Below are 22,919 nucleotides of genomic sequence, written 5' to 3' on the forward strand. Positions count from 1 at the left end.
TGACGGGGAGGGCCCGTACGAAGACGCGGAGGAGCAGCCGGGAGCTGCGCACCGCGTGATCAGGATCCGCGAGAAGCGGGTGGACCCTCCCCGTCGAACCCGTGTCCGCGGGGTCGCGGCCCACCCACCGGCGCCGTCAGCGGGTCTGCAGCCATACCGCAAGGAGACCGGCCACGGCCGTGCCGGCGCCGTAGCAGGCACCCCGCAGGAACTGGTCGGCCGCTGCGCGGCGGCGGCGGGAGAGCCACCGGGTGAGGTCGCACGCCGTACGGCGGCAGCGTGCGGCCGTGGCGGACAGCCGTCGTCGGACGGCTTCCCGCCGGGGCGGCTCCGTGGGGCACCCCGAGCGGGCGCGCCGTACGTTCATGGCTGCTGCACCTGCCTTTCTGCGGAGAGCCGGTCATCGCCTTGCGAGGACCGGAACGGCGGGGTCGGCGGCCGGGGCGGGGCGGAGCGGGCGGAAGGCGACGTGGCCGTCGGCGTCGACCCGGGCGCCGTGGACGGCGGGCTCGGGCAGGCTGTTGTAGTGGAACGGCGTGGAGAAGTAGTAGGCGCCGGTGTCCGGTACGACGACGAGGTCACCGGCGTCGAGGAGGGGCAGCTCGCGGTCGCGGGCCAGCAGGTCGCCGGCGAAGCAGCACGGGCCCGCGACGTCCTGGGCGACGGGCCGGCCGTGCTTGGCGGTGCCGCCGGGGTCGTAGGCCTCGATCCGCAGGGGCCAGGCGTCGGGGGCGAACACGGTGCGGGTGGCGACCTGCGCGCCGGCGTGGGTGATGGCGATGGGGCGGCCGCCGACGGTCTTGGTGTACTCGACGTACGCGGCCATGAACCCGTTCTTGGCCAGGACGGAGCGGCCGAACTCGGTGACGATCTCGTAGGCGCCGGAGAACAGGGCCGGGGCGTGTTCGCGCAGGCGGTCCACGTAGGTGTCGAAGCCGGGCGTCGTCTCGTCGTCGGCGAAGTTGACGGGCAGTCCTCCCCCGATGTCGATGCCGGTGACCTGCCGGCGGCCGAGGTGGGCGTTGATCTCCTCGGCGAACGCCACCGCCTGCGCGATGCCCTCGGCGATCAGGTCCAGGGGGCAGCCCTGCGAGCCGACGTGCGTGTGCACCCAGGTGAGCCAGGGACGGTCGCGGTACGCCCGCAGCAGACGCCGCCGGTTGCCCTCGTCCGTCAGCGGGATGCCGAACTTGGAGGTCGCGGTGGCCGTGCTCATGGCGCTGATCGAGCCGCCGCCGACCTGGGGGTTGACCCGCACGCCGATCCGGGAGGCGGTGTCGCGGGTGGCGAGGATGTCGTCGATGCGCGCCAGTTCCTGGAAGCTGTCCGCGTTCACGGCGACGCCGAGGCTCAGGGCACGGGCCAGTTCCGCCCGGGTCTTGGCCGGGGAGTCGAACACGATGTGCGCGGGGTCGAAGCCGGCCTCCAGCGCCCGGGCCAGTTCGCCGGCGCTGGCCACCTCGCAGCCCATGCCGCCCCGGCGCAGTTCCTCCAGGACGGGGACCAGGCAGTTCGCCTTGGCCGCGAACGCGTGCAGGACCTGGAGGGAGTCGGGGAACGCGTTCCGCAGGGAGGTGACGGTCCCTTCGACGCCGTCGAGGTCGACGAACCCGGCCAGCAGCGCCGTGTCGGGGTCCAGGAGTCCCTGCCGGACGGCCGCCCGCAGTATGCGCTCACGCCGGTCGGCCCCGGTCTCGCCCTCGTACCCGCTGTTCCTGGCAGAAACGCTCATTCCGCACCTTCCCGGAGCCTTGGGGTCCCGACCGCCGCACGCCTGCCGTGCGGCGGGACCATCAGGTTCCCCGCGCGGCGGTGCGGGTGTCTTCGTCGGGAGTTCCGGTGTCGCGCACCGCGGTTCTCGCCGTGGGGCGAAACCGCGGGCGGGGGGCGGCCGCCGTGGTGCGCGGGCACGAAGGAGCCGCTCCTTCTTCGTGGCGGCGCCCGACGGGACCCTCCGCCTCAGTCCTGCCCGCCCTCGCGCTCCAGCAGCCGCAGTTGCAGCTGTGCGAGGAGCCGGGCGTCCGGGCTGCCGAGGTCGAGCCCGGACACCTCGGTGAGCCGGCCGATCCGGTGCCGCAGGCTGTTGGCGTGCACGCCCAACGCCCGCGCGGTGTCCGGCACGTGACCGAAGTGGTCGAGGTAGGCGCGCAGGGTCCGCACCATCGTGCCCCCGCCGTGGCCGGCGTCGTACGCCAGCAGTCGCGCCACCGGCGTGTCCGGGGCCGGCGCCGTCCCCGCCCCCGTCAGCGTGTCCAGCATCTGGTTCAGGGCGATGGTCTCGGCCACCTCGCTCGCGAAGGCGACGGTGCGGTGTTCTCCCGGCGAGAGCAGGGCCCGCAGCGCCAGGTCCGCCGACCGGCGGGACTCGGGCAGGTCCGCCAGGGTCTCGACCACGGTGCCCAGGCCGATCCTCGCGTCGGGTCCGAACGTGTCGGCCACCTGCCGCACCAGCGCAGCCCCCGTCCGCACCACCTGCTCGCGGGCCCGTCGCGCGTCCTGGTGCAGCGCGCCGAGCAGGACCAGGGCACCCCGGTCGACCGGCAGCACCAGCGGGGTGACGTCGTACGCGCCGCACCGCACCGCCAGCAGCGCGCACAGCTTTCCGGTCTCCTCGGCCTTGCCGGACGCTCCGGTGCGCACCGCCAGCACGGCGCAGTGCCCCCGCGCCGGTATCCCGGTGCGTTCGGTCAGGACGGCGGCGGACCCGCGTCCGTCGAGCAGCGCGCGGGCCGCGTCCTCGGCCAGGCGGGCGTGCGACCGGTGGGACCGGTGGTGCAGCAGGTGCGCGGCGGCCACCCGTGCCGCCGACCGCAGGGTGTCGGAGGCGTGCGGCGGGAGGTCGCCGCCCGCGGCCGCCACCCAGATCGAGCCGAGGACCTCGCCGCCCGCCCGGACGGCCACCACCAGGCGTTCGGGGTTGTCCCCGTGCGCCGGCCGGTGGATGACGTCCCCCGAACCCCACAGGGCCCGGAAGAACCCGGCCTCCCGCATGGCGGAGACCCGCCACTCCGGCACCCGGCGGCCGAGGATCGTCAGCCGGCGCAGCTCGTCCACCTCCTCCTTCGTGGACGAGTACGCCAGGACGCGGGACTCCAGATCCTCGATCGTCACCGCGCCGCCGACCAGGACCGCGACCGCGTCGGCCAGGCCGTTCAGGTCGCCCGGCGGCACGGCGGACACCGCCGGATCGGCGGGCACCCCGGACAGGACCAGACCGGCCCGCAGCGCCCCGACCAGCTCGGTCCAGCCGCACCACGCCGTCCGCAACAGCAGCGCCGTCCCGCCGTCCTCGGCCGCCGCCCGCAGCGGCTCGGGGAGCCGCCCCGACCCGCCCTGTCCGAAGACGACCGCGACGGCGCCCGATCCGGCGGCTTCGCGCACGGCGTCGACGGCGGCGGCCGACTGCGGATCGACGCCCACCGCCAGCAGCACCTGCCCCCGCGCCGGCCCCCGGTCCAGCGGGTCCAGCACAGTGACCCCCTCGACCACGACCCCGAGGCCGCGCGGAGCCGCGCACAGCTCCAGCGCACCGGCCCCCATGACCGACAGCAGTCTGTCCAGCGTCGGGCCCGGCACCGCGTCGCCCCCCGGCCCGGCCATCGCGTCCGGCGCCATCCGGCTCCCCTTCCGTCGGCACGGTGTGTGACGGCGAGTGTAGGAGGAGTCACCCGAGCGGGTCACCGGAACCGGACCGGTCACCGGAACCGAGCGGGTCACCGGAACCGAGCGCGCCACGGGGCCGGGCCGGTCACGGGACCGGTGTTCCGCGCGCCGCCCGTCAGGCCGGCGTCCCGACCGGGGCCGCCGTGCGCGCCGCCTTCCCCGCGACCCGGCGGCGGCGGGTCGGCAAACCCAGGGTGGGGTTGGCCACTCCCCAGGCCGCGCCCTTGCAGACCAGTTCCTTGTAGAGGGCGGCGGTGCGTCCGGTCAGGGCAGCGCGGACGGCCCGGTCGTCGGCGGTGACGTACTGGATCAGGCCCTGCCTGCGGCCCAGGGAGACGCACTGGTTGAAGTAGCGGAGGGGCACCTCCGGGATCTTCCTGCCGGTCAGGCGGGCCGCGATGGCGTCGGCGGCCTGCCAGGCGGTGGGCACGCCCGAGGCGCACGACATGCGCAGCGGCTTGCCGGCGGGACCCGCGGCCTCGGCCGCGTCGCCGACGGCGTACACGTCCGGGTGGGAGACCGAGCGCATGCTCCGGTCGACGACGATCCGGCCGGTGTCGGTGACCTCCAGGGTGGTGGCCCGCGCGACCGGGTGGACGGCGAAGCCGGTGGTCCACACGGTGACCGCGGCCGGTACGGACGTGCCGTCGGCGGTGGTGACGCGGTCGGCGTCCACGGCGGTGACGGCGGCGTGCTCGTGCACGGTGATGCCGAGGTCGTCGAAGACCTTGCGCAGGTGCCCGCGGCCCTTGGGCGAGAGCCAGTCGCCGAGGCCGCCGCGGACGGCGAGGGCGACGTCGAGGTCGGGGCGGGCCTCGGCGATCTCGGTCGCGGCCTCCACGCCGGTGAGGCCGCCGCCGACCACGACCACCGGCTGTCCGGCGTCCAGGCGGGCCAGGCGCTCGCGCAGCCGGAGGGCTCCGGGGCGGCTCGCGATCTCGTGGGCGTGCTCGGCGGTGCCGGGGACGCCCTGGTCGTTCCAGGCGCTGCCGAGGGCGTACACGAGGGTGTCGTACCCCAGTTCCTCCTCCTCGGCGGCCTCCGTGCCGGCGTCGGTGCCGGTCACGGTGACGGTCCGGCGGTCGGCGTCCACGGCGGTGACCCTCGCGAGCTTCAGCTCCACGCCGGTGCCCGCGAACATCTCGCCGAAGGGCCGGGGCCTGAGGTCCTGGCCGACCGCGAGCTGGTGCATCCGCACGCGCTCGACGAAGTCGGGCTCGGCGTTGACGAGGGTGATGGCGACGTCTTCGCGGTGCAGCCGCTTGGCGAGGCGCCCGGCGGCGACGGCTCCGGAGTATCCGGCTCCGAGGACGATGATGCGGTGCTGCATCTCCATGCTCCTGTCTTGAGCGGGTTCGCCCCTTGAACCGGGCGGCCCCGCGTTTCCTGACAGGAACGCGGTGTGAAGCAGCTCACACCCGCGTCAGAACGTGACGCGGACCGGTTCGCCGTGGCCGGTGGCCGCCCAGTGCCGTGTCGCGCGTTCGAGCTTGTCGGGGTTGACCTGGTTGCGGAGCCCGGCGATGCCCTCCGGGGTGATCTCCAGGCTCATGACGCCGATGACGCGGCCGTCGACGACCACGACGACCGCGGGGTCGCCGTTGGCGACCGTGGCGTACATCTCGGCCGAGTCGCCGACCAGGGCGCGCTTGGCCTTGCCGGGCTTGAACAGGCCGCGCAGGAACGTCGCGACCGCGAGCGCGCCCTCGAACGCCTTGGCGCGGGCCGGAACCTTGCCGCCGCCGTCGCCGATCGAGACGGCGTCCTGGGTGAGCAGCCGCACGAGCGGCTCGGTCCGGCCGCTGGTGGCGGCCGCGAGGAACTCCTCGACGATCCGCCGGGCGGCGGCCTCGTCGATCTCGGTACGGGCCCTGCCGTCGGCGACGTGCTTCTTGGCGCGGTGGAGCAACTGCTGGCTGGCGGCCTCGGTGATGTCGAGGATCTCGGCGATCTCCCGGTGCGGGTAGTCGAAGGCCTCCCGCAGCACGTACACCGCCCGCTCGGCGGGCGACAGCCGCTCCAGCAGCGTGAGGACCGCGTACGACACCGACTCGCGCTGTTCGGCGGTGTCGGCGGGGCCGAGCATCGGGTCCCCGGCGAGCAGCGGCTCGGGGAGCCACTGGCCGACGTAGGTCTCGCGCCGGGCGCGGGCCGAGGTGAGCTGGTTGAGGCACAGATTGGTGAGGACCTTCGTCAGCCAGGCCTCGGGAACCTCGATGCGCGCGACGTCGGCGGCCTGCCAGCGCAGGAACGTCTCCTGCACGGCGTCCTCGGCCTCGCTCGCCGAGCCGAGGAGGCGATAGGCGATGACCTCCAGGCGGGACCTGGAGGCCTCGAACCGTTCCACGTCGTTCACGGTCAGGGCCATGGCCCGGATCCTAGCCCTCGCGGCCCGGGGGACGGCGGCCGCGTCCCCCGGGCCCGCCCCCCGCACCGTGACCGCCCGGGCGGCCGGTGCGTCAGGTGCGGCAGGTGCGGCAGGTGCGGCAGGTGCAGCCGGGGACCGGCGCGCGGGCATAGGCTTCGGGGGGCGGGCCGTAAGTCGTCAGCGCGCCGGCACACATGTACGGGAGGCCTGAGTGGATCAAGAGCCGTTGCCCTCGGAGGGGTACGCGGAGGTCCGCGTCGTCGCGGCCACGCCGGATGTCGCGCGCCGCGTCGCCGAGGTGCTGCGCCGCTGTTTCGCCTCGGCCGAACAGCGCAGTTACCCGGCCGGCCAGGAGGGCGGGACCCGGCTGCACCTCACCATCGACACCACGCAGGCCGCCGGGCCCGCACGGTCCTGGCTGTCGGCCAGCGAGTCCTCCTCGAAGGACCCCTCGCACACCGACGAGGTCTGACCGCCCGTTCTCAGGCGTCCCCGCCCTCAGGCGTCGAGGATCAGGACGTGCCAGGGCGAGGCGGGCAGCGGCTCGCCGCCGGTGGCCGCCTCGGCCTCTCGCCACCCCCAGGACAGCAGCGCCTTCAGCATCCCGGCGTCGGTACGGCTCACCAGCGTGATCCCGGCCGTCGCGTCGTGGTCGGCGAGCAGCCGCCGCTGGAGACGCCGGGCGAGGTTCCCGTCATGCCCCTGGTGCCGCGTTCGCACCGGGGGCTGGACGACGATCCGGGAGATCGCGAAGAGCCTCCCGGGGGCGGCCGGGCGACGCGGGTCCGCCGACGGGCTCCCGTCCGGACGCACCCCCCGCCACCAGGCCCCGCGGTCGTCCACGGGAAAGCCGTAGGCGCACCCGGTGACCACGGTGGTCTCGGCGATCAGCAGTGCGAAACCCGGCCGTCGCAGGTCGACGGCGAGCCCCCGCAGGAAGTCGTCCCGGTCCCGCTCCCTCGCCCACGGCTTGCCGCCGGCGGTGTCCGCGTACAGGTCGCCCAACTGGCCCAGCCGGTCCTCGACCTGACCCCGGCTCAGCGCGCGGACGCGGTCGGCGTCCCGGGAGGACGGGTCCTGGTCGCGGGCGGTGGGAACCGGTCCGCGGTCGCGTCCGGGTGCAAGGGGCCACCGGCGGACACCGGGCCACGCGGGCTCCCGGGTCGCGGGCCGGTCGGGAACGTTCACGGTCATGGGGCGAGCCCTGCTCCGGGCGCGGACGAATCCGGTCCGGCGTCGTCGGTCACCGGGAACGGCAGCGGCGGAGGGCCGGTGCACGAGACACTCCCGGCTCCTCCACGGTACTCCAGCGTGCGCAGGCCACAGCGATCGTCGAACTTCTGTTCGATCATCGTGGGCGGACACCCCGGGTGGCGTACCGTGGGGGTATCGGGAGTTCTCCGTACGTCACCTCAGCGTCGGCGTCGTTCCCGATGCACCACGGCACCGGACCACCGCGACGGCGGCCCGGGGACAGGGAACGCGACATGCACGCGCCCACCGACCACACCGTTGCGGACGGTCAGCTCCGCCGCTCACCTCCTCGCCACGCTCCCCTTCCTCCCGCGCGGTCCCGGACCACCCGGCCCGGCCCTCTCCTCAGACTCCGGCTCGCGCCCGACGGTCAGGTGCCGCGCCGCCTCGACGGGGTCTGGTGGCCGCGCTCCGACGACCTCCTCACGGAGCTTCCCGAGCTGCTCGCCGGACTTCCGCGCGCATGGGGGGACATCGTCAGCGTCATGGTCAACGGCACGGCGTGGGCCGGGTCGCCGGGCCGGATGCTCGTGTGCAACCAGGTCGTACGGCTGCGCAGGTCCACGACGTCGCACGCGCCCGACACCGTCGTCCTCATGGCACCCGGCCGGGGACGCCGGGATCTCCGGGTCGTACCGCCCGGCACGACGGAGGAGGCGGCCCGGCCGCTCATGTCCGCAGGGGCCGACGGCCTCGTCTGAGCGACTGCCGGCGCTCGCCCGAGTGACCGCCGACGCTCGCCCGAACGGGCGAATTCTTCGACCGGCCGGGCCCGATCGGCCCGTGCTACTGTCGATTTCCGGTGCCGTCGCCGCCCGGTACCGGCACCGACCCGCACTTCTCAGCTGGGGCCCGCACCTTGGGGTGCGGGCCCCAGTTCGCTGTGTCCGGGGGATGCGTCACCCGCCTTTCCCCCACCGCTCACCTCCCCCTGGCCCCGTCCCCCCGGGCCGGCCCCTTCTCTTCGCTCTGTGAGGCAACATGCGCTGTGTCATCGCCCGGTACCCGTTCGACCTGACCAAGAGCGGGGTGCTGGTCGCGATGGCGGGCGTCACTCCCGAGCTGATCACGGGCGAGTCCGTCACCGTCGGCCGCCGCCGCTACCCGGTCAAGCAGGTCGGCGAGGTCGTCACCCGGCAGGACCGGCGGGACTTCAGCAGCGGCGAGGTCGTCCGGGCCATGCGCCGTCTGGGCTTCACCTGCCACGGTCTGCCCGAGGAGGCCGCGCCCGTGAGCGCCGGTTCCCCGAGCGCCCTGCAGTCCGCATCACAGATGCTCGGCGGCCCCGCCCCGCGGGACGTGTGAGCGCGGACGGGAGCACCGCGCCGGCGCCGTGCCCCACGGCCGCGCCGGCGCCCTGAGCGCGGCCCCGCCAGGCGGCCCGGCCGGCGTGGAACTTCGCCGCCGCGGCGGCCGTTGGCAAGATGACGCGTGCGAGCCGCGCGTCGGACCGGAACGACAAGGCTGAAGCCGAGGGTGGCACGCGTGGCGATGTGGGATCGGATCAAGGACCAGGCCAAGGGGCTCCAGCAGGCACAGGGGGCGCGGGGCACCGGTGGCCACGGGCGGCCGGGGGCCGCGGGCCCGGGCGGTTCGCGCGCCCAGCTGGTGAGCACGCTCAAGTCCCAGCTCACCTCCCTCAAGACCGAGTTGAAGAGCGGCGCCTACCGCGACGCCAGCATGGCGATGTGCGCCCTGGTCGCCGCCGCCGACGGGCACGTCGACCCGACCGAGCGGCAGCACGTGGAGTCGCTCATCCTGCACAACGACGTCCTGCAGAACTTCCCGCCCGAGCAGCTGCGCCAGCGCTTCAACAAGCACGTGGACCGGCTGGCGTTCGACTTCCCCCAGGGCAAGGCCGAGGTCCTCCAGGAGATCGCCAAGGCCGCGAAGAAGCCGACCGAGGCCAGAGCCGTCGTCCAGACCGGGTTCGTCGTCGCGGGTGCGGACGGGTATGTCGCGCCGGCCGAGGAGCAGGTCCTGCGCGAGGCCTGCTCGGTCCTCGGCCTGTCGGCACAGGAGTTCGGCCTCTGAGGCCCGGCCGGGGCCGGTGACCGGCGGTCAGGCTTCGGGGATCAGCGGCAGCGCCGTCGTGACCTCGAAGCCGCCCTCCGGGCGGGGTCCCAGCCGCAGTTCGCCGCCGATGGAGCGAGCGCGTTCGCGCATGCCCAGGACACCGAAGCCGCGGCCCGGCCCGGTCGCGGGCGGCGCCGTGGTGGCCGGGCCGTCGTCGCTGACCGTGATCACCAGCCGGGACCCGGAGTACACCAGTCGTACCCGCGCGCAGTGGCTGCCCGCGTGCTTGGTGACGTTGGTGAGCGCCTCCTGCACGATGCGGAACGCGGTCAGGTCCGCTCCCGGCGACAGCGGCCGGGGCTCCCCCTCGGTGGTGACCGTGACGGTGAGCCCCGCGGACTCGCACGCCGCGACCAGCTCAGGCAGGCGGGCCAGGCCCGGGGCCGGTTCCAGCGGGCCGGCGGCCGGGTCGTCGTTCTGGCGCAGCAGTCCCAGCGTCGCCTTCAGCTCGCGCAGCGCGGAGGACGTGGTGCCGGTCAGGTCGGTGAGGATCCGCTTCGTCTGCTCCGGGCGGGTGAGCGCGAGGTGGGCGGCGGTGCCGGCCTGGGCGTTGGCCAGCGCCAGGTGGTGCGCGACGACGTCGTGCAGTTCCCGGGCGATGCGCATGCGCTCCTCCGTGACGCGCAGCCGGGCCTCCTCCTCCCGGGTGCGTTCGGCGTGCTCGGCGCGGGCCTGGACGGCCTGGAGGTAGGCGCGCCGCAGCCGGGTCATGGTGCCGGCGGCGATCGGCAGCATCAGCCAGAAGAACGGGCCGATCGTCCTGAGCAGCAGGGAGAGGTCGTCCATGCTGTCGGAGAAGACGGCCGCGGCCGTCACCGCCAGGGTCGTGCCGAGGCCGAAGGCGCGGGTCGTCCCGGGGGCGGTGAGCATGGCCAGCCAGTAGAGCGCCGCCATGATCGGTCCCAGCAGCAGCGGGGTGACCAGGTACCCGAGCGCGACCGCGATCACCGTGCAGACCGCGGTGACGACGACCGCGGTGCGCGGGTGGCTGCGGTACCGCAGCAGCGCGAGGCAGGAGATGCCCATCAGGGCGGTGCAGGTCCCGGCGTGGTCGGGCGGGGCGATGCCGGGCATGGTGAGGGAGCTGCCGAGGCTCGCGCAGCCCATCAGCGCGAGGACCACCGCCAGGTCGATGAGGCGGGGGTGGCGGTCCGCGTACTTCCCGACGCGTGCCGAGTACTTCTCGACGCGGTCCGTGTAGCGCTCGAGGCTGCTGCTCATCGGGGTCGGCTCTCCGGTCGGTGGTGCGGGGTCCATCGTGGCCTCCGCCGCCGTGGTGGGGCGACGGGACCGCCCGGGGCGTTCACCACGGACGGTCCCGGTCGGGCGGGGCGGGCTCAGGTGCGGGCCGGCTCCAGGCCGGCGGCGGCCGGCTCGTCGGCCGGGTCCCGGTCGCCGGGGGCGGGCCGGTGGGCGAGTGCCTCGCCCTCCACGTCGACGCGGGGCAGGATCCGGTCCAGCCACCCGGGCAGCCACCAGGCCCTGGCGCCGAGCAGGGCGAGCACGGCCGGCACGATCGCCATCCGGACGACGAAGGCGTCGAAGAGGACGGCTCCGGCCAGCCCGAACCCGATCATCTTGATCATGGAGTCGCTCTCGCCGATGAACCCGGCGAACACCGCGATCATGATCAGCGCGGCGGCCACGACCACCCGGGCGCTGTGCCGGAAGCCGGACGTGACCGCCTGGCCGGGCCGCTCGCCGTGGACGTACGCCTCGCGCATGCGGGAGACGAGGAAGACCTCGTAGTCCATGGCGAGGCCGAACACGATGCCCACCAGGAAGATCGGCATCAGGCTCATGATCGGGCCGGTCTGCTCCACGCCGAGGATCCCGGCGCCGTGGCCCTGCTGGAAGACCACGACGACCGCGCCGAGGGAGGCCAGCACCGACAGCAGGAACCCGAGGGCCGCCTTGAGCGGCACGAGCAGGGACCGGAAGACCAGCATCAGCAGCACGACCGCCAGGCCGACCACGACGATCAGGTAAGGGACCAGCGCGGCCCGGACCTTGTCGGCGATGTCGATGTTCAGCGCGGTGCTGCCGGTGACCTCGAAGGTCGCGCCGGTCTCGGCCTCGGCGCCGCGGCGCTCGCCCCGGATGGTCTTCACCAGGTCCTTGGTGCGCTCGTCGGTCGGCGCGGTGGACGGCACGACCGAGAAGACGGCGGTGTCACCGGCCTCGTTGAAGCGGGCCGGGGAGACCGAGACGACGCCCTCGGTGCCGCCGATGAGGCCGGCGACGGCCCCGGCGGCCGCCTTCGGGTCGGAGTCGCCGCGCGCGTCGACGACGATGGTCAGGGGCCCGTTGAAGCCGGGTCCGAAGCCGTCGGCGAGCGCGTCGTAGGCCCGGCGTTCGGTGGCGGAGGTGGGCTTCGCCTCGTCACCGGGCATGCCCAGCTGCAGGTCGGTCACGGGCAGCGCGAGCGCGCCCAGGCCCACCACGCCGAGCAGCAGCACGGGCAGCGGGCGGCGCAGCACGAACCGGGCCCAGCGGGTGCCGCCGTTGTCGACGGCGCCGCCCTCGACCCGGCCGCTCCTGCGGGCCCTGCGCGCCAGCACGGCGTTCGGCCAGAACCCGAGGAAGGCCGGCACCAGCGTCAGCGCGATCAGTACGGCGAGGACGACCGCGCCCGCCGCGGCGAGGCCCATCTTGGTGAGCATCGGGATGCCGACGACGGCGAGTCCGGCCAGGGCGATGACGACGGTGAGGCCCGCGAAGACGACCGCCGACCCGGCGGTGCCGACCGCGAGACCGGTCGCCTCCTCGGGCGTCCGGCCGTGGGCCCGTTCCTCGCGGTAGCGGGAGACGACGAACAGGGCGTAGTCGATGCCGACCGCCAGGCCGAGCATCATCGCCAGGGTGCCGGTCGTCGTGGACAGGCCGAGGGCGTCGGAGAGGGCCGTGATCGTGGCCATGCTCACGCCGACGCCGATGATCGCGGTCAGCAGGGGCAGTCCGGCCGCGGCGAGCGAACCGAAGGTGACGAGCAGGACGACCGCGGCGATCGAGACGCCGATGATCTCGGCGACGCCGCCCGGCCCGGCCCCGTTCTCCAGCGCGTTCCCGCCGGCCTCGACGGTCAGCCCGGCGGCGCGGGCGTCCGTGAGGGCCCGGTCCAGGCGGGCCCTGCTGTCGTCGGTGAGTTCGTTCGCCGCGACCTTGTAGGTGACGGTCGCGTACGCCGTCGAGCCGTCCTCGCTGACCGCCCGCGCCCGGAACGGGTCGGCGGCGCTCGCGACCTGCGGTCCGCCGGCCAGGTCGGCCACCGCGTCCTCGACGGCCCGCCTGCTGTCGGCCGCGATCACCTTCCGGCCGTCCGGGGCGACGAAGACGACCCGTGCGGTGGCGCCGTCGGCGGAGGCCCCGGGGAAGCGCTCATCCAGCAGGTCGAACGCCTTCTGGGACTCGATGCCCGGCATCGAGAACTGCTCGTCGGCGGCTCCGGGGGCCTTGAGGGCGCCCAGCCCGACGGCGGCCAGGACCGCCGCCCAGACCAGGGCGACGTACCAGCGCCGCCGGAAGGCCAGGCGGCCCACGCGATAGAGGAAAGTAGCCACGACAGGGGGTCTCCGCATCTGGTGCCGACTGTCCGTCCAGACTCGCCGCACCGCCCCCGGCCTGTCGTCGTCCGCCTGCCGACAATCCCTCCTACTGAGAACGCAGTACGGCGGGCCCTGCGGGATCCACCGGCGGGACTACGGAAGGGCCCGCGCATCGGTCTCGTGTTCCCACCGATGTGTCCTTCGTCGCATTCGGAGGGAATTCGAGAGTGCGGGGGTTTCGCGCGGGGCGGTGCCCGTGCAGATCGTCGCAGGAGGTCACGGGGGTGCGTCCGGTACCTCCGAACGGAAGGCGAGGGCGCCGATGGAGGAATATCTGCAGTCACCAGATGAGAAATTGACGCAGCGCCCCGTGAATATTCCCGCACCCCGCTCACCAGGCGAAATAGTGCAGCGCACTCGGCCGAACGCACCGTGCTAGTGTCTTCGTCAGTTGCAGTCGTGGTTGCCAGAAGGTTTTTCCATCGGGGTGATCATCACGGCGACCGGAGTCACACAGGGTGACTCCGAACCGTCCCGAAGGAGAAAAAAATGGCCAGCGGCACCGTGAAGTGGTTCAACTCTGAAAAGGGCTTCGGCTTCATCGAGCAGGACGGCGGCGGTCCCGACGTCTTCGCTCACTACTCGAACATCGCGACCCAGGGCTTCCGTGAGCTCCAGGAAGGCCAGAAGGTGTCGTTCGACATCGCTCAGGGCCAGAAGGGCCCGACGGCGGAGAACATCGTTCCCGCCTGACCCTGCCTGACGCGTGACGCAGCCGGGGCCCGCACCGTGGGGTGCGGGCCCCGGCTCGCCGCTTTTCCGGGTGCCGCGTGGGATTACCTGATTTCCCGCAGGACGGTGACGTGTTTCCCGTCCACCTGTTTCGGCCCCACCCACTCCGGCTCGTTCTCGCAATTCTCCGTGCCTTTCACGTGCTCCGGGAATTCCTTGATACGCGCCGCATCAAGGAAGGTTCCCCCGCATGAACCATGCACGTTCCGGCGCCCGCTCCTACGGCCGCTCCGCAGGCGCCCCGCAGCGCTCCTCCGGCAACCGCTCCTCCGGGCCCCGTCGTTCGCAGGGCGGCTCCGGCCGCCGGCCGATGGCGCAGCAGGGCGAGTTCGCGCTGCCGGAGACGGTGACGCCCCCGCTGCCCGCCGTCGAGTCGTTCGGCGACCTGGGGCTGCCCGCGCCGCTGGCGGCCGCGCTGGCCAACGAGGGCATGACCGTCCCCTTCCCCATCCAGGGCGCCACCCTGCCGAACTCCCTGGCCGGTCGTGACGTCCTCGGCCGTGGCCGCACCGGCTCCGGCAAGACCCTCGCGTTCGGCCTCGCGGTGCTGGCCCGTACGGCGGGCCTGCGGGCCGAGGCGCGTCAGCCGCTCGCCCTCGTCCTCGTGCCGACCCGCGAGCTGGCCCAGCAGGTCACCGACGCGCTGACGCCGTACGCCCGCGCCGTGCGGCTGCGGCTGGCCACCGTCGTCGGCGGCATGTCGATCGGCCGCCAGGCGAGCGCCCTGCGGGGCGGCGCCGAGGTCGTCGTCGCCACGCCGGGACGGCTGAAGGACCTCATCGACCGGGGCGACTGCCGCCTCGACGAGGTCCGCATCACCGTCCTCGACGAGGCCGACCAGATGGCCGACATGGGCTTCATGCCGCAGGTCACCGCGCTGCTCGACCAGGTGAAGCCCGACGGTCAGCGGATGCTGTTCTCGGCCACCCTGGACCGCAACGTCGACCGGCTGGTCCGCCGCTACCTCTCCGACCCGGTCGTCCACTCCGTCGACCCGTCGGCCGGCGCGGTCACCACGATGGAGCACCACGTCCTGCACGTCCACGACACGGACAAGCAGCGCACGACCACCGAGATCGCGGCCCGCGACGGCCGCGTGATCATGTTCCTGGACACCAAGCACGCGGTGGACCGGCTGACCAAGCACCTGCTGAGCAACGGCGTGCGCGCCGCCGCCCTGCACGGCGGCAAGTCCCAGCCGCAGCGCACCCGGACGCTGGACCAGTTCAAGACGGGCCACGTGACCGTGCTCGTCGCGACGAACGTGGCCGCGCGCGGCATCCACGTCGACAGCCTGGACCTGGTCGTCAACGTGGATCCGCCGACCGACCCCAAGGACTATCTGCACCGCGGCGGCCGTACCGCCCGTGCGGGCGAGTCCGGCAGTGTCGTGACCCTCGTGACCCCGGACCAGCGGCGCGCCATGAGCCGGCTGACGGCCGCGGCCGGCGTCACCGCCCAGGTCACCGCGGTCCGCTCGGGCGAGGAGGAGCTGAGCCGTATCACCGGCGCCCAGACCCCGTCCGGCGTCCCCGTCGTGATCACCGCGCCGGTCGTGGAGCGCCCCCGGCGCTCCGCCTCCTCGGGCGGCTCGTCCTCCCGCGGCCGTCGCGGCCGCGGTGGCGGTGGCGAGCGCGGCGGTGAGCGGGGCGCGCGCGGCGGCGAGCGGGGCCGGTCCTCCGGCGACGCGTCGTCCTCGCGCGGCCGGTCCCAGCGCCGGTCCGCCTTCGGTTCGGCGGCCTGACCAGAGGGAAACACCACGCCCCAGGGCGTGCGGGGACGGCCGGTGAACCGCCTCCCACCTGCACGAAAGGGCCTCGTCGGCAGTTGCCGGCGGGGCCCTTCCGCATGCCCGGCCGGGGGCGGCCCGGAGCGGGGGACACCGGAGCGGGGTACCCGTAACGGTGGACCGGCACGGCGGCGGGACCGGTGGACGGTGTTGAATCTCCTCAGGGGCCCGGGTGCCGGACAGCGGCGGGGCCCCTTCTACGCGGCGATCAACGAGGTGACATGACAGCAGACAACCCGCTCAGCGGTCGTCTGGACGACGACGACTACCCGGCGTACTCGATGGGCCGGGCGGCCGAGATGCTCGGCACCACCCCCGGTTTCCTCCGGGCCATCGGGGAGGCCCGCCTGATCAGTCCGCTCCGCTCGGAAGGCGGGCACCGCAGGTACTCGCGGTACCAGCTGCGCATCGCCGCCCGCGCCCGCGAGCTGGTCGACAAGGGCACCCCGATCGAGGCCGCGTGCCGCATCGTCATCCTGGAGGACCAGCTCGAGGAGGCCCGGCGGATCAACGACGAGTACCGGCGGGCCGCGAGCGAGGCGCAGGATTCCCCTTCGCACACGCGGTCCCACTCGAATTCGCCTTCGGGTTCCGGTTCGGGGCGGGGTTCCGGCTGACCGGTGCGAGCACGGCGGAGACCACCTCACCGGAGGAGGCCATGACGTCCGCCACGAAACGCCGGCGTCCGAGGCCGAGCCGGCGCAGCCCCGGACCGTGGTCGACGGCGACGACCAGCGACACCGCGAGCAGGAGCACCCGCCACGACGCCAGCACGGGTTGCCGGGCCGGCCGGGGCAGCTCCGCGAGACAGGCGCGCAGCCGCTCGCAGTGGAAGGGCACGTGGCGTTGTTCGTCGGCGAGGATCCGGCCGGCGACGTCCGCGGTCAGCGGGTCGTCGGTGCCGTCGCGCAGGGTGCGGTAGTACCGCAGTGCCACCACCTCCGCGATCATCAGCACGAGCAGTTCCAGGCGCAGGCCCATGAGCCGCCGCAGCCGTACGAAGACGGCGTCGGTCCAGTGACCGGCCAGGGTCGGCCTGCCGCCCGCGGCCAGCAGCCGGGCGAGGAGGCGGGCGTGGTCGCGCTCCTCGGCGACGAACAGCCGGACCGCCCGCGCGTAGTCGGGGTCACCGGCCCGGTCGGCCTTGGCGACGAGGTGGGCGCCGTCGCCGTCCTCGCCGACCTGGAAGCGCTGGATGCCGGACCACACCGCAGGGTGCAGTGTCGCGCCCCGCGCCCAGTCCGGGTCGCCCCGGGCGTCGCGGCGCTCGCGCTCGTCCTCGAAGTGCCGCGCCCACGGCGCGAAGCCGCCGCGGCCGGGCCCGGTCATCGGTCCCTCACGGGCCGGACGGCCCCGGGACCGCCGCGGCCGCCCGCGTCGGCCCACCGGTACGACGGGAGTCGCGGTTCCCCACCCTGTTCCATGGGGTCAACCTAACGGCCGCGCTCGTACAGATGTGCCGGTTTCGCGGGTGGTCCGGGAGGCGGCGGCTCAGCGGTGCCGGTCGACCGCAACTTACCGGGCGGGCACTGGTGATGACGACGCGTCAGCCGTGGGCGCCGGCCGGCGGGGGGTGGGGCCGGTGGGCACCCTCCCCGTGGACGGCGGACAATGGGGGTCATGAGCATCGTCAAGATCAATGTGCTGACCGTTCCCGAGGAGCAGCGCGAGACGCTGGAGAAGCGGTTCGCCGCGCGGGCGGGCGCGGTCGAGAACTCGGACGGGTTCGAGTGGTTCGAGCTGCTGCGCCCGGTCGAGGGCACCGACACCTACCTCGTCTACACGCGCTGGCGCAGCGAGGAGGACTTCCAGAACTGGATGTCCGGGCGGGCCCAGGCGGCGCACGGCGGCGAGGGCGGTGCCGAGGGCGCCGAACAGCGGAAACCGGCCGCCTCGGGTGCCACGCTGTGGTCCTTCGAGGTGGTCCAGCAGGCATCCCCCGGGCAGAGCGGACCCGCCACCGAGTAGGCTCCACACTCATGGCGCACGCTGATGACCTGCTCGTCGACATCGCTGCAAGGGTGGAGTCGGAGCACAACAGTCGGATGTCCCTCACCGTGGTGATCCCCGGGGCCGTGATCACGGGCCGGCTCGCACCGGAGACCCTGTGGAAGCAGCGGGTGGCGGAGGTACTCGAGGCCTCCGACCAGCTCGGGGCGTTCTCCTCGGTGTTCACCCGCGCGGACGGCACCGACGCACCTCCCGAACCGCGGGCCGGACGGCCCACCCATCTGCACTTCCACGTGGCCCGCATCCTCCAGGGCAACTTCGGCATCCCCGACACCGGCGGCATGTACCGCGTCGCCCTGGAAGACGTGAGCGCGTGGACGATCGGGGACCTCAGGTACGCGGATCAGTGACGGAGCACTGAGGGGCGGCAGGGCCGGCGGGCCCGGTCCGGCGGGCCCTGCCGCCCCGGTCCTCCCGTACCGCGGTCACCGCCGCCCGGCGCCGGACGCCTGCGGCAGGCGGGTGCGCGACCCCCCGGTCGGCATCGACCACACGTTCGCCGCCGGTGCGCTTGTTCGTGCTCGTGCGCAGGAGGGCACCGGCGAAGGCGACCGGGGCGTCACGGGCCACGTACGGCACGTGACGGCGGCCTCACGCCACAGTCACATTTCGTTCAACCCCTGGTAGCCGGGCGGCAAGCAGGCGACCATGAGGCCATGACTCTGGCCGAGCGCGCCATGGCGCGACTGGAAGTCTGGCCCGACCTCAGTACGGGACAGGCCAGTTGTGGCGCAGGGCGGGCGTTGCGCTCCGTCCACAGCGAGATACTCCACTTCCACTCCGACCGGGACGTGGACCTGCATCTGACCGTTCCGGCCATCCGGCGGATCCACTCCGACCTCATGGGATCGACGGCGGTGCGGGTGGTGCCCGGTTCCCGCTGGGTCACCGTCCACCTCGACTGCGACACCGACGTGGACCTGCTGATGAGCCTGGTCAGCGTCGCTCTCAAGGCCCACCTCTCGCAGGGCCCGGTCGCCGCCGCGGCGCCCTCCCCCTTCACCTGCAACCTGCACCGGGTCACGCTGGTGCCGCGCGACGATCCGGACGACCGCTGAGGCGCGGCCGCACTGCCGTCCGGCTGCCACCGGAGATCAGGTGGTGCGCTCCGGGGCCGAGCCGCTCTGGCGGCGTACGGCGTCGGCGACGGCGTCACGGACCTCGGCCCGGGACGCCGTACGACCGGGCCCCTCGGCGGCGCCGGAGAACGGCGGTTCGTCCCGGACCCGGTGGGCCATCGCCGCGAGGTGGATGCCTTGCCGGATGATCTCCGTCTCGCTCACACCCCGCCGCGCGGCCGCCTCCCTGATGATCGCCAGGTCCTCGGGGTCGGCGTAGACGTCGATGCGCTTCAGCGACATGTACCCAGCGTAGTCAGTCCCGTCGCCCTGTCGTTCTCGTCCCACTGGACTTCCAGCACAGCGGTGACCGCGTCACGGTCGAGGGGGCCGAAGACGTGGGGGAACCGGGTGGAGTCGGGGACACCTGGTGGCGGGGCCGGGGCCGCCGCCTCCCAGGCGCAGCGGGCGGTCAGGCGGTCCTCGTCGACGAGGAGCGCCAGGAGCGGTCGGGGGGCCGTGCGGTAGAAGGCATCGGCGACGGCCAGCGTCGTCGCCTCGTCCGGCGAACAGTGCACGAAGCCCTCCTCGCCGAGGGAGGCGGGCGCGTACGGATGGTCGGGACGGGCGTCCCACTCCGCCTTCGGGACCAGGTGGTAGATCATCGTCCGGTTATATCCCGGTGCGGGGTCCACCCGGCGAGGCGGCCACGGACTCGGACCGTGCGGCCGCAGCCCGAGAACTCGGGCTGCGGCGCCAATGGGCGATCTTCCCCAAGGATCATCAGGGGGAAAGAAACCCCACCGAGCCCCACCCCTCCCTCCCGCCGGGCGCGGCTCACTCGCGTGGGTGAATATGCCAACTCGGCTGGTTTTGCGGGGGCTTCGGCACCTTGGAGTCTTTCATCCGGATCAGGCCGGATCGGGGAGCGGGGTCTGATGCCGTGCATCGCAAGGCGGAGGAGGGCGTCAGGGCCCGCGAGCCCGGCATGATCCGAACGAGAGGCCCTGGGGTCGGCGCAGCAGGTGACCACCTGCGCCCGGACACACGTCGGCCCTCGCCGGGACTGCCATCCCCCTCCGAATCCCGGCTTGCCGCCGACCACCACCCGAAGCGGGGGCCCCGGCCCGCCCCGCCTCCGTCACGTGGCCGCCAGGAGGATGGCCGTGTAGTGCGCGGTGAAGGCGGCGATGGTCAGGGCGTGGAAGACCTCGTGGAAGCCGAACCAGGCCGGGGACGGGTCGGGGCGCTTGAGCCCGTAGACGACGGCGCCCGCGGTGTAGAGCAGGCCGCCGGCGATGACGAGGACGACGACCGCGGTGCCGCCGGTGCGCGCGAAGTCCGGCAGGTAGAAGACGGCCACCCAGCCCAGCACGATGTAGCACGGCGTGTACAGCCATCGGGGAGCCCCGATCCACAGGGTGCGGAAGGCGATGCCGGCCAGGGCGCCCGCCCACACCGCGGCCAGCAGCACCCGCTGCCGGTCCGCGTCGAGCAGCAGTACCGCCAGCGGTGTGTAGGTGCCGGCGATGATCAGGAAGATGTTCGCGTGGTCGAGCCGCCGCAGGACCGCCTCACCGCGCGGGCCCCACGTCCCGCGGTGGTAGACGGCGCTGGTGCCGAAGAGCAGGCAGGCCGACAGCGCGTACACGGTGCAGGCCGCCACGGCGGCGTCCGAGCGGGAGACGGCGACCAGGACGATGCCACCGGCCAGCGCGAGGGGGAACACGCCGGCGTGCAGCCAGCCGCGCATCTTCGGCTTCAGCACGGCCACCGCCCGCTCGACGCCGTCCTCCAGGGCGGCGGCCGCGGTCGGCCGGCCGGCCGTGTCGGCGGGCGCGTCGGCGGCGGGGGGACGGAGGGGGTCGGGCGTGGTGCCGGGGCGGGGCCGGGGCTCCCGTCCGTGGGCCGGCGGCTGAGCGTCTTCGGCGATCATGCGTCCACATTCTGGAGTCGGCTGAAGCGGGCGGCCCGGCGCGACGCCACGGGGTGCGGGGTGCGGGTCGGATGCCGGCGGCACCTCTGCGGGGAACACGTAGGAGGGCCCTGGCGCCGTACGGCGCCAGGGCCCGAAGGAACTGCTACACCATCTGCCGGCCTTCGTGATGCGCCGGCCCTCTGTTTCCGCAGCCCCGACCGAAACGCTGTCGGGGGTGCCGGGATCGCGGTTGCTCGACCGGAGACCACCTCACTATCGATGTCCTGCGGTACCCGGGTTCAAGGCACTCGCCCGGGCGATCCTGATGGCGTTCGGCTCCTCCGTTCTTCCCTCGGTGATCAACTGCTTGCCAAACGGGGAACTGCGTACTGCTGGTACTGCGTACTACTGGTACTGCTCGTGGCGGCCCCTGATCACTGCGGGCCACCCGGTCCGGTCGTCAGCCCCGTCGCCGTCCTGCGACAAACCTGGCTTCGAAACTCCACCACCGAACCGTCCTGCGCACTGCAACTGCGGTACTGCTGCCCGGCAGTTCGTGTCTGCCGGGCCCTTGGGTCCTTCTGGCTACGAGAGAAACCATAGCCGCGCCACCGCCCAATGTCTACTCCGACGACGACAGATTTTTGCGCGTCGGACGGTGAGGTAATCGCCCCCGGAGAGCGAGAGGGGCGGGGGGACCGCCCCCGCCGGGTTCGCGACCGCAGGGCGGGGCACATGCGTCCCCCCGGCCGTTCCGCCACCCGCCGCCCGCGCCCCGCGCCTCGGCGTCCGCGCCGGCCGTGCAGCGCGGGTGGCCGATTCCGGTGCGGCGGATCCACCCGTCCGAGGGCACGGAAATGATCGGAAATATGAATCAAATTATTTCCGTAACGCGGTGCGCCACTTGAATGAGCGGCAATTCCTCCCGGTCCCGTCCGACTTGGCGCCAGGATATTTCTGCGTAATATGCGGCGGCAGCAACGAACAAGGATTTCCGGGCGTCCGGCAGGGCCCGGCACCCCACGGCCCCCACACAAGGAAATGGCCTTTCGATGAAGCTGAAGATTCCCCAAGCGGTTCGCCGCCGCACTTTGTCCGGCCTGCTGGCCTCGGCCCTCGCCACGACGGTTTCCGCCGCGATGGTCTTCATGACGCCGACGGCGGCGTCGGCCATCGCGTTGCCCGTACCTCTGGGAACGACCGCCAGTTACTCCGTTCTGGCGGGTGCGGGAGTGACCAACACCGGCAACTCGGTGCTCGCCCACGACCTCGGGACCCACCCGACCCCGTCCATCACCGGATTCCCGCCCGGCCAGGTGGGAGGCGCCATCCACGCCGCGGACGCCGCGGCCCTCCAGGCCAAGGCCGACCTGCTCGTGGCGTTCAACAACGCCGCCGGCCAGGCGCCGGACTTCGCCCTTCCGGCGGGAATCGGCGGCGGCCCGGCGCTGCTTCCCGGCGTCTACCGCGCCACGTCCGGCGTCGGTATCACCGGCGACCTGGTCCTGGACGGTCAGGGAAGCTCCGACGCGGTCTGGGTCTTCCAGATCCCCGAATCGCTGACGACGGCGACCTCCAGCCGGATCCTCCTCACCAACGGCGCTTCGGCCTGCAACGTGTTCTGGGAGGTCGGGGCATCGGCGACGCTGGGCGTCACCTCCAGCTTCGTGGGCACGCTCATGACCGGAATCTCGATCAGCGCGAACCAGGGTGCCAACGTCGAGGGCCGGTTGCTGGCGCAGGAAGGCTCCGTGACCCTCAACAACAACAGGATCTTCCTCGGCGGCTGCGCGGCCTCCACCACCGGCGGTACGACGGCCGGAACCACCACCGGCACGACGACCGGAACCACTACCGGAACCACCACCGGCACGACGACCGGAACCACCACCGGCACGACCACGGGCGGCGGACTCCTCGGCGGCGGCCTGGTCAGCGGCGGCCTCCTGGGCGGACCGCTCGTCACCTCCGGCGGTACTTCGGGCAACACGTCCGGGAACACCGCGGGCAACACCGCCGGGAACAACGCGGGCAACACGACCGGCGGGAACACCGAGGGCAACACGATCGGCGGCAACACCACTGGCGGGCACGGCGGCGGCCCCGGTGGCGGGCACGGCGGTCCCGACCATGCGCCGGGCGGGCCGGATCACGAGGGCGAGGGGCAGCCGGGCCAGGGCGGCGAGCACGGCCACGGCAAGCCGGACCACGGCGGCAAGCACGAACACGGTGGGCCCGACCACGGCGGCAAGCCCCACCCCGGCGGGTACGACCACGACAAGCAGTCGGACGAGAACTTCGGCTACGACGACGTTCCCGAGACCCACGAGGGCGACGACCACTCCAAGGGTCACGAGGGCTAGGCGGCGCGCTTCGATCAGTGCGCTCACCGGATGACGGCGCGCGGCGGAATTCCCATCGAATCCGCCGCGCGCCGCCGGTGGCA

At 73.5% G+C, this 22,919-nt stretch carries 23 protein-coding genes; 11 read left to right on the forward strand and 12 right to left on the reverse strand.

The genetic code is table 11. The features are described from left to right. Positions 1-136 precede the first annotated feature (136 nt). From AB0N31_RS16750 to AB0N31_RS16770, 5 genes are all read right to left on the reverse strand, one after another. Positions 137-367, reverse strand: a complete 231-nt coding sequence (locus AB0N31_RS16750; protein ID WP_366059103.1) for a hypothetical protein — start codon at positions 365-367, stop codon at positions 137-139. Between the two features lie 33 nt (positions 368-400). After that, on the reverse strand, positions 401-1,732 hold the full coding sequence (locus tag AB0N31_RS16755) for a diaminopimelate decarboxylase (protein WP_366059104.1): 1,332 nt from the start codon (positions 1,730-1,732) through the stop codon (positions 401-403). Positions 1,733-1,959: 227 nt separating this feature from the next. Then, the gene (locus tag AB0N31_RS16760) at positions 1,960-3,615 is read right to left on the reverse strand and encodes a helix-turn-helix domain-containing protein (protein ID WP_366059105.1); all 1,656 of its coding nucleotides are present in this window, start codon (positions 3,613-3,615) and stop codon (positions 1,960-1,962) included. A gap of 163 nt (positions 3,616-3,778) precedes the next feature. Continuing rightward, complete coding sequence (locus AB0N31_RS16765; protein ID WP_366059106.1) at positions 3,779-4,993, reverse strand: FAD-dependent oxidoreductase; 1,215 nt, start codon at positions 4,991-4,993, stop codon at positions 3,779-3,781. 93 nt (positions 4,994-5,086) lie between these two features. After that, the gene (locus AB0N31_RS16770; protein ID WP_366059107.1) at positions 5,087-6,031 is read right to left on the reverse strand and encodes an RNA polymerase sigma-70 factor; all 945 of its coding nucleotides are present in this window, start codon (positions 6,029-6,031) and stop codon (positions 5,087-5,089) included. A 211-nt stretch (positions 6,032-6,242) separates the two neighbouring features. Between AB0N31_RS16770 and AB0N31_RS16775 the strand changes: the two genes are divergently transcribed. Then, positions 6,243-6,503 carry a hypothetical protein gene (locus AB0N31_RS16775; RefSeq protein ID WP_366059108.1) on the forward strand — a complete coding sequence of 87 codons (261 nt, stop codon included), beginning with the start codon at positions 6,243-6,245 and terminating at the stop codon, positions 6,501-6,503. A 26-nt stretch (positions 6,504-6,529) separates the two neighbouring features. On the opposite strand, the gene AB0N31_RS16780 is transcribed toward AB0N31_RS16775, so the two are convergent. Continuing rightward, positions 6,530-7,225: a hypothetical protein gene (locus AB0N31_RS16780; protein WP_366059109.1), complete on the reverse strand. Its 696-nt coding sequence runs from the start codon at positions 7,223-7,225 to the stop codon at positions 6,530-6,532. Positions 7,226-7,518: 293 nt separating this feature from the next. Here AB0N31_RS16780 and AB0N31_RS16785 point away from each other — a divergent pair, with 293 nt between their 5' ends. From AB0N31_RS16785 to AB0N31_RS16795, 3 genes are all read left to right on the forward strand, one after another. After that, complete coding sequence (locus AB0N31_RS16785) at positions 7,519-7,986, forward strand: DUF5994 family protein (RefSeq protein WP_366059110.1); 468 nt, start codon at positions 7,519-7,521, stop codon at positions 7,984-7,986. A gap of 280 nt (positions 7,987-8,266) precedes the next feature. Further along, on the forward strand, positions 8,267-8,590 hold the full coding sequence (locus AB0N31_RS16790; RefSeq protein ID WP_366059111.1) for an SCO5918 family protein: 324 nt from the start codon (positions 8,267-8,269) through the stop codon (positions 8,588-8,590). A gap of 180 nt (positions 8,591-8,770) precedes the next feature. Further along, entirely contained in the window at positions 8,771-9,319 is a 549-nt protein-coding gene (locus AB0N31_RS16795; protein ID WP_366059112.1) for a tellurite resistance TerB family protein, read from the forward strand. Between the two features lie 27 nt (positions 9,320-9,346). On the opposite strand, the gene AB0N31_RS16800 is transcribed toward AB0N31_RS16795, so the two are convergent. Both AB0N31_RS16800 and AB0N31_RS16805 read right to left on the reverse strand, forming a co-directional pair. Next, positions 9,347-10,582 (reverse strand): sensor histidine kinase, encoded by a 1,236-nt coding sequence (locus tag AB0N31_RS16800; protein WP_366059113.1) that lies wholly within the window; start codon positions 10,580-10,582, stop codon positions 9,347-9,349. 116 nt (positions 10,583-10,698) lie between these two features. Further along, positions 10,699-12,921, reverse strand: a complete 2,223-nt coding sequence (locus AB0N31_RS16805) for an MMPL family transporter (RefSeq protein WP_366059114.1) — start codon at positions 12,919-12,921, stop codon at positions 10,699-10,701. A gap of 534 nt (positions 12,922-13,455) precedes the next feature. Here AB0N31_RS16805 and AB0N31_RS16810 point away from each other — a divergent pair. The 3 genes from AB0N31_RS16810 (at position 13,456) to AB0N31_RS16820 (ending at position 16,104) form a co-directional block, all read left to right on the forward strand. Continuing rightward, entirely contained in the window at positions 13,456-13,659 is a 204-nt protein-coding gene (locus tag AB0N31_RS16810) for a cold-shock protein (protein ID WP_363087555.1), read from the forward strand. Positions 13,660-13,888: 229 nt separating this feature from the next. Further along, a complete protein-coding gene (locus AB0N31_RS16815; RefSeq protein WP_366059115.1) occupies positions 13,889-15,442 on the forward strand; it encodes a DEAD/DEAH box helicase in 1,554 nt (517 codons plus the stop codon). 266 nt (positions 15,443-15,708) lie between these two features. After that, positions 15,709-16,104: a MerR family transcriptional regulator gene (locus tag AB0N31_RS16820; RefSeq protein ID WP_366059116.1), complete on the forward strand. Its 396-nt coding sequence runs from the start codon at positions 15,709-15,711 to the stop codon at positions 16,102-16,104. On the opposite strand, the gene AB0N31_RS16825 is transcribed toward AB0N31_RS16820, so the two are convergent. Next, complete coding sequence (locus AB0N31_RS16825) at positions 15,995-16,816, reverse strand: ferritin-like domain-containing protein (protein ID WP_366059117.1); 822 nt, start codon at positions 16,814-16,816, stop codon at positions 15,995-15,997. The genes AB0N31_RS16820 and AB0N31_RS16825 overlap by 110 nt on opposite strands. A gap of 291 nt (positions 16,817-17,107) precedes the next feature. Here AB0N31_RS16825 and AB0N31_RS16830 point away from each other — a divergent pair, with 291 nt between their 5' ends. The 3 genes from AB0N31_RS16830 to AB0N31_RS16840 all read left to right on the forward strand — a co-directional run bounded on the left by AB0N31_RS16830 (position 17,108) and on the right by AB0N31_RS16840 (position 18,555). Beyond that, complete coding sequence (locus AB0N31_RS16830) at positions 17,108-17,455, forward strand: antibiotic biosynthesis monooxygenase (RefSeq protein WP_366059118.1); 348 nt, start codon at positions 17,108-17,110, stop codon at positions 17,453-17,455. An 11-nt stretch (positions 17,456-17,466) separates the two neighbouring features. After that, on the forward strand, positions 17,467-17,847 hold the full coding sequence (locus AB0N31_RS16835) for a hypothetical protein (RefSeq protein ID WP_366059119.1): 381 nt from the start codon (positions 17,467-17,469) through the stop codon (positions 17,845-17,847). A gap of 306 nt (positions 17,848-18,153) precedes the next feature. Then, positions 18,154-18,555: a luciferase family protein gene (locus tag AB0N31_RS16840; protein WP_366059120.1), complete on the forward strand. Its 402-nt coding sequence runs from the start codon at positions 18,154-18,156 to the stop codon at positions 18,553-18,555. A 36-nt stretch (positions 18,556-18,591) separates the two neighbouring features. On the opposite strand, the gene AB0N31_RS16845 is transcribed toward AB0N31_RS16840, so the two are convergent. From AB0N31_RS16845 to AB0N31_RS16855, 3 genes are all read right to left on the reverse strand, one after another. Continuing rightward, a complete protein-coding gene (locus tag AB0N31_RS16845) occupies positions 18,592-18,858 on the reverse strand; it encodes a CopG family transcriptional regulator (protein WP_366059121.1) in 267 nt (88 codons plus the stop codon). Then, positions 18,849-19,220 carry a DUF952 domain-containing protein gene (locus tag AB0N31_RS16850; protein ID WP_366059122.1) on the reverse strand — a complete coding sequence of 124 codons (372 nt, stop codon included), beginning with the start codon at positions 19,218-19,220 and terminating at the stop codon, positions 18,849-18,851. The genes AB0N31_RS16845 and AB0N31_RS16850 overlap by 10 nt, the downstream gene beginning before the upstream one ends. Before the next feature lie 476 nt (positions 19,221-19,696). After that, positions 19,697-20,491, reverse strand: coding sequence for a hemolysin III family protein (locus AB0N31_RS16855; protein ID WP_366059123.1), 795 nt, complete (start codon positions 20,489-20,491; stop codon positions 19,697-19,699). Positions 20,492-21,525: 1,034 nt separating this feature from the next. On the opposite strand from AB0N31_RS16855, the gene AB0N31_RS16860 reads away from it, so the two are divergent. Next, positions 21,526-22,836, forward strand: coding sequence for an ice-binding family protein (locus tag AB0N31_RS16860; protein WP_366059124.1), 1,311 nt, complete (start codon positions 21,526-21,528; stop codon positions 22,834-22,836). The last annotated feature ends 83 nt before the right edge of the window (positions 22,837-22,919 follow it).

Origin of the sequence: Streptomyces sp. NPDC051051 (assembly GCF_040682975.1) — a bacterium.
In the GTDB taxonomy this organism is placed as follows: Bacteria; Actinomycetota; Actinomycetes; order Streptomycetales; family Streptomycetaceae; genus Streptomyces.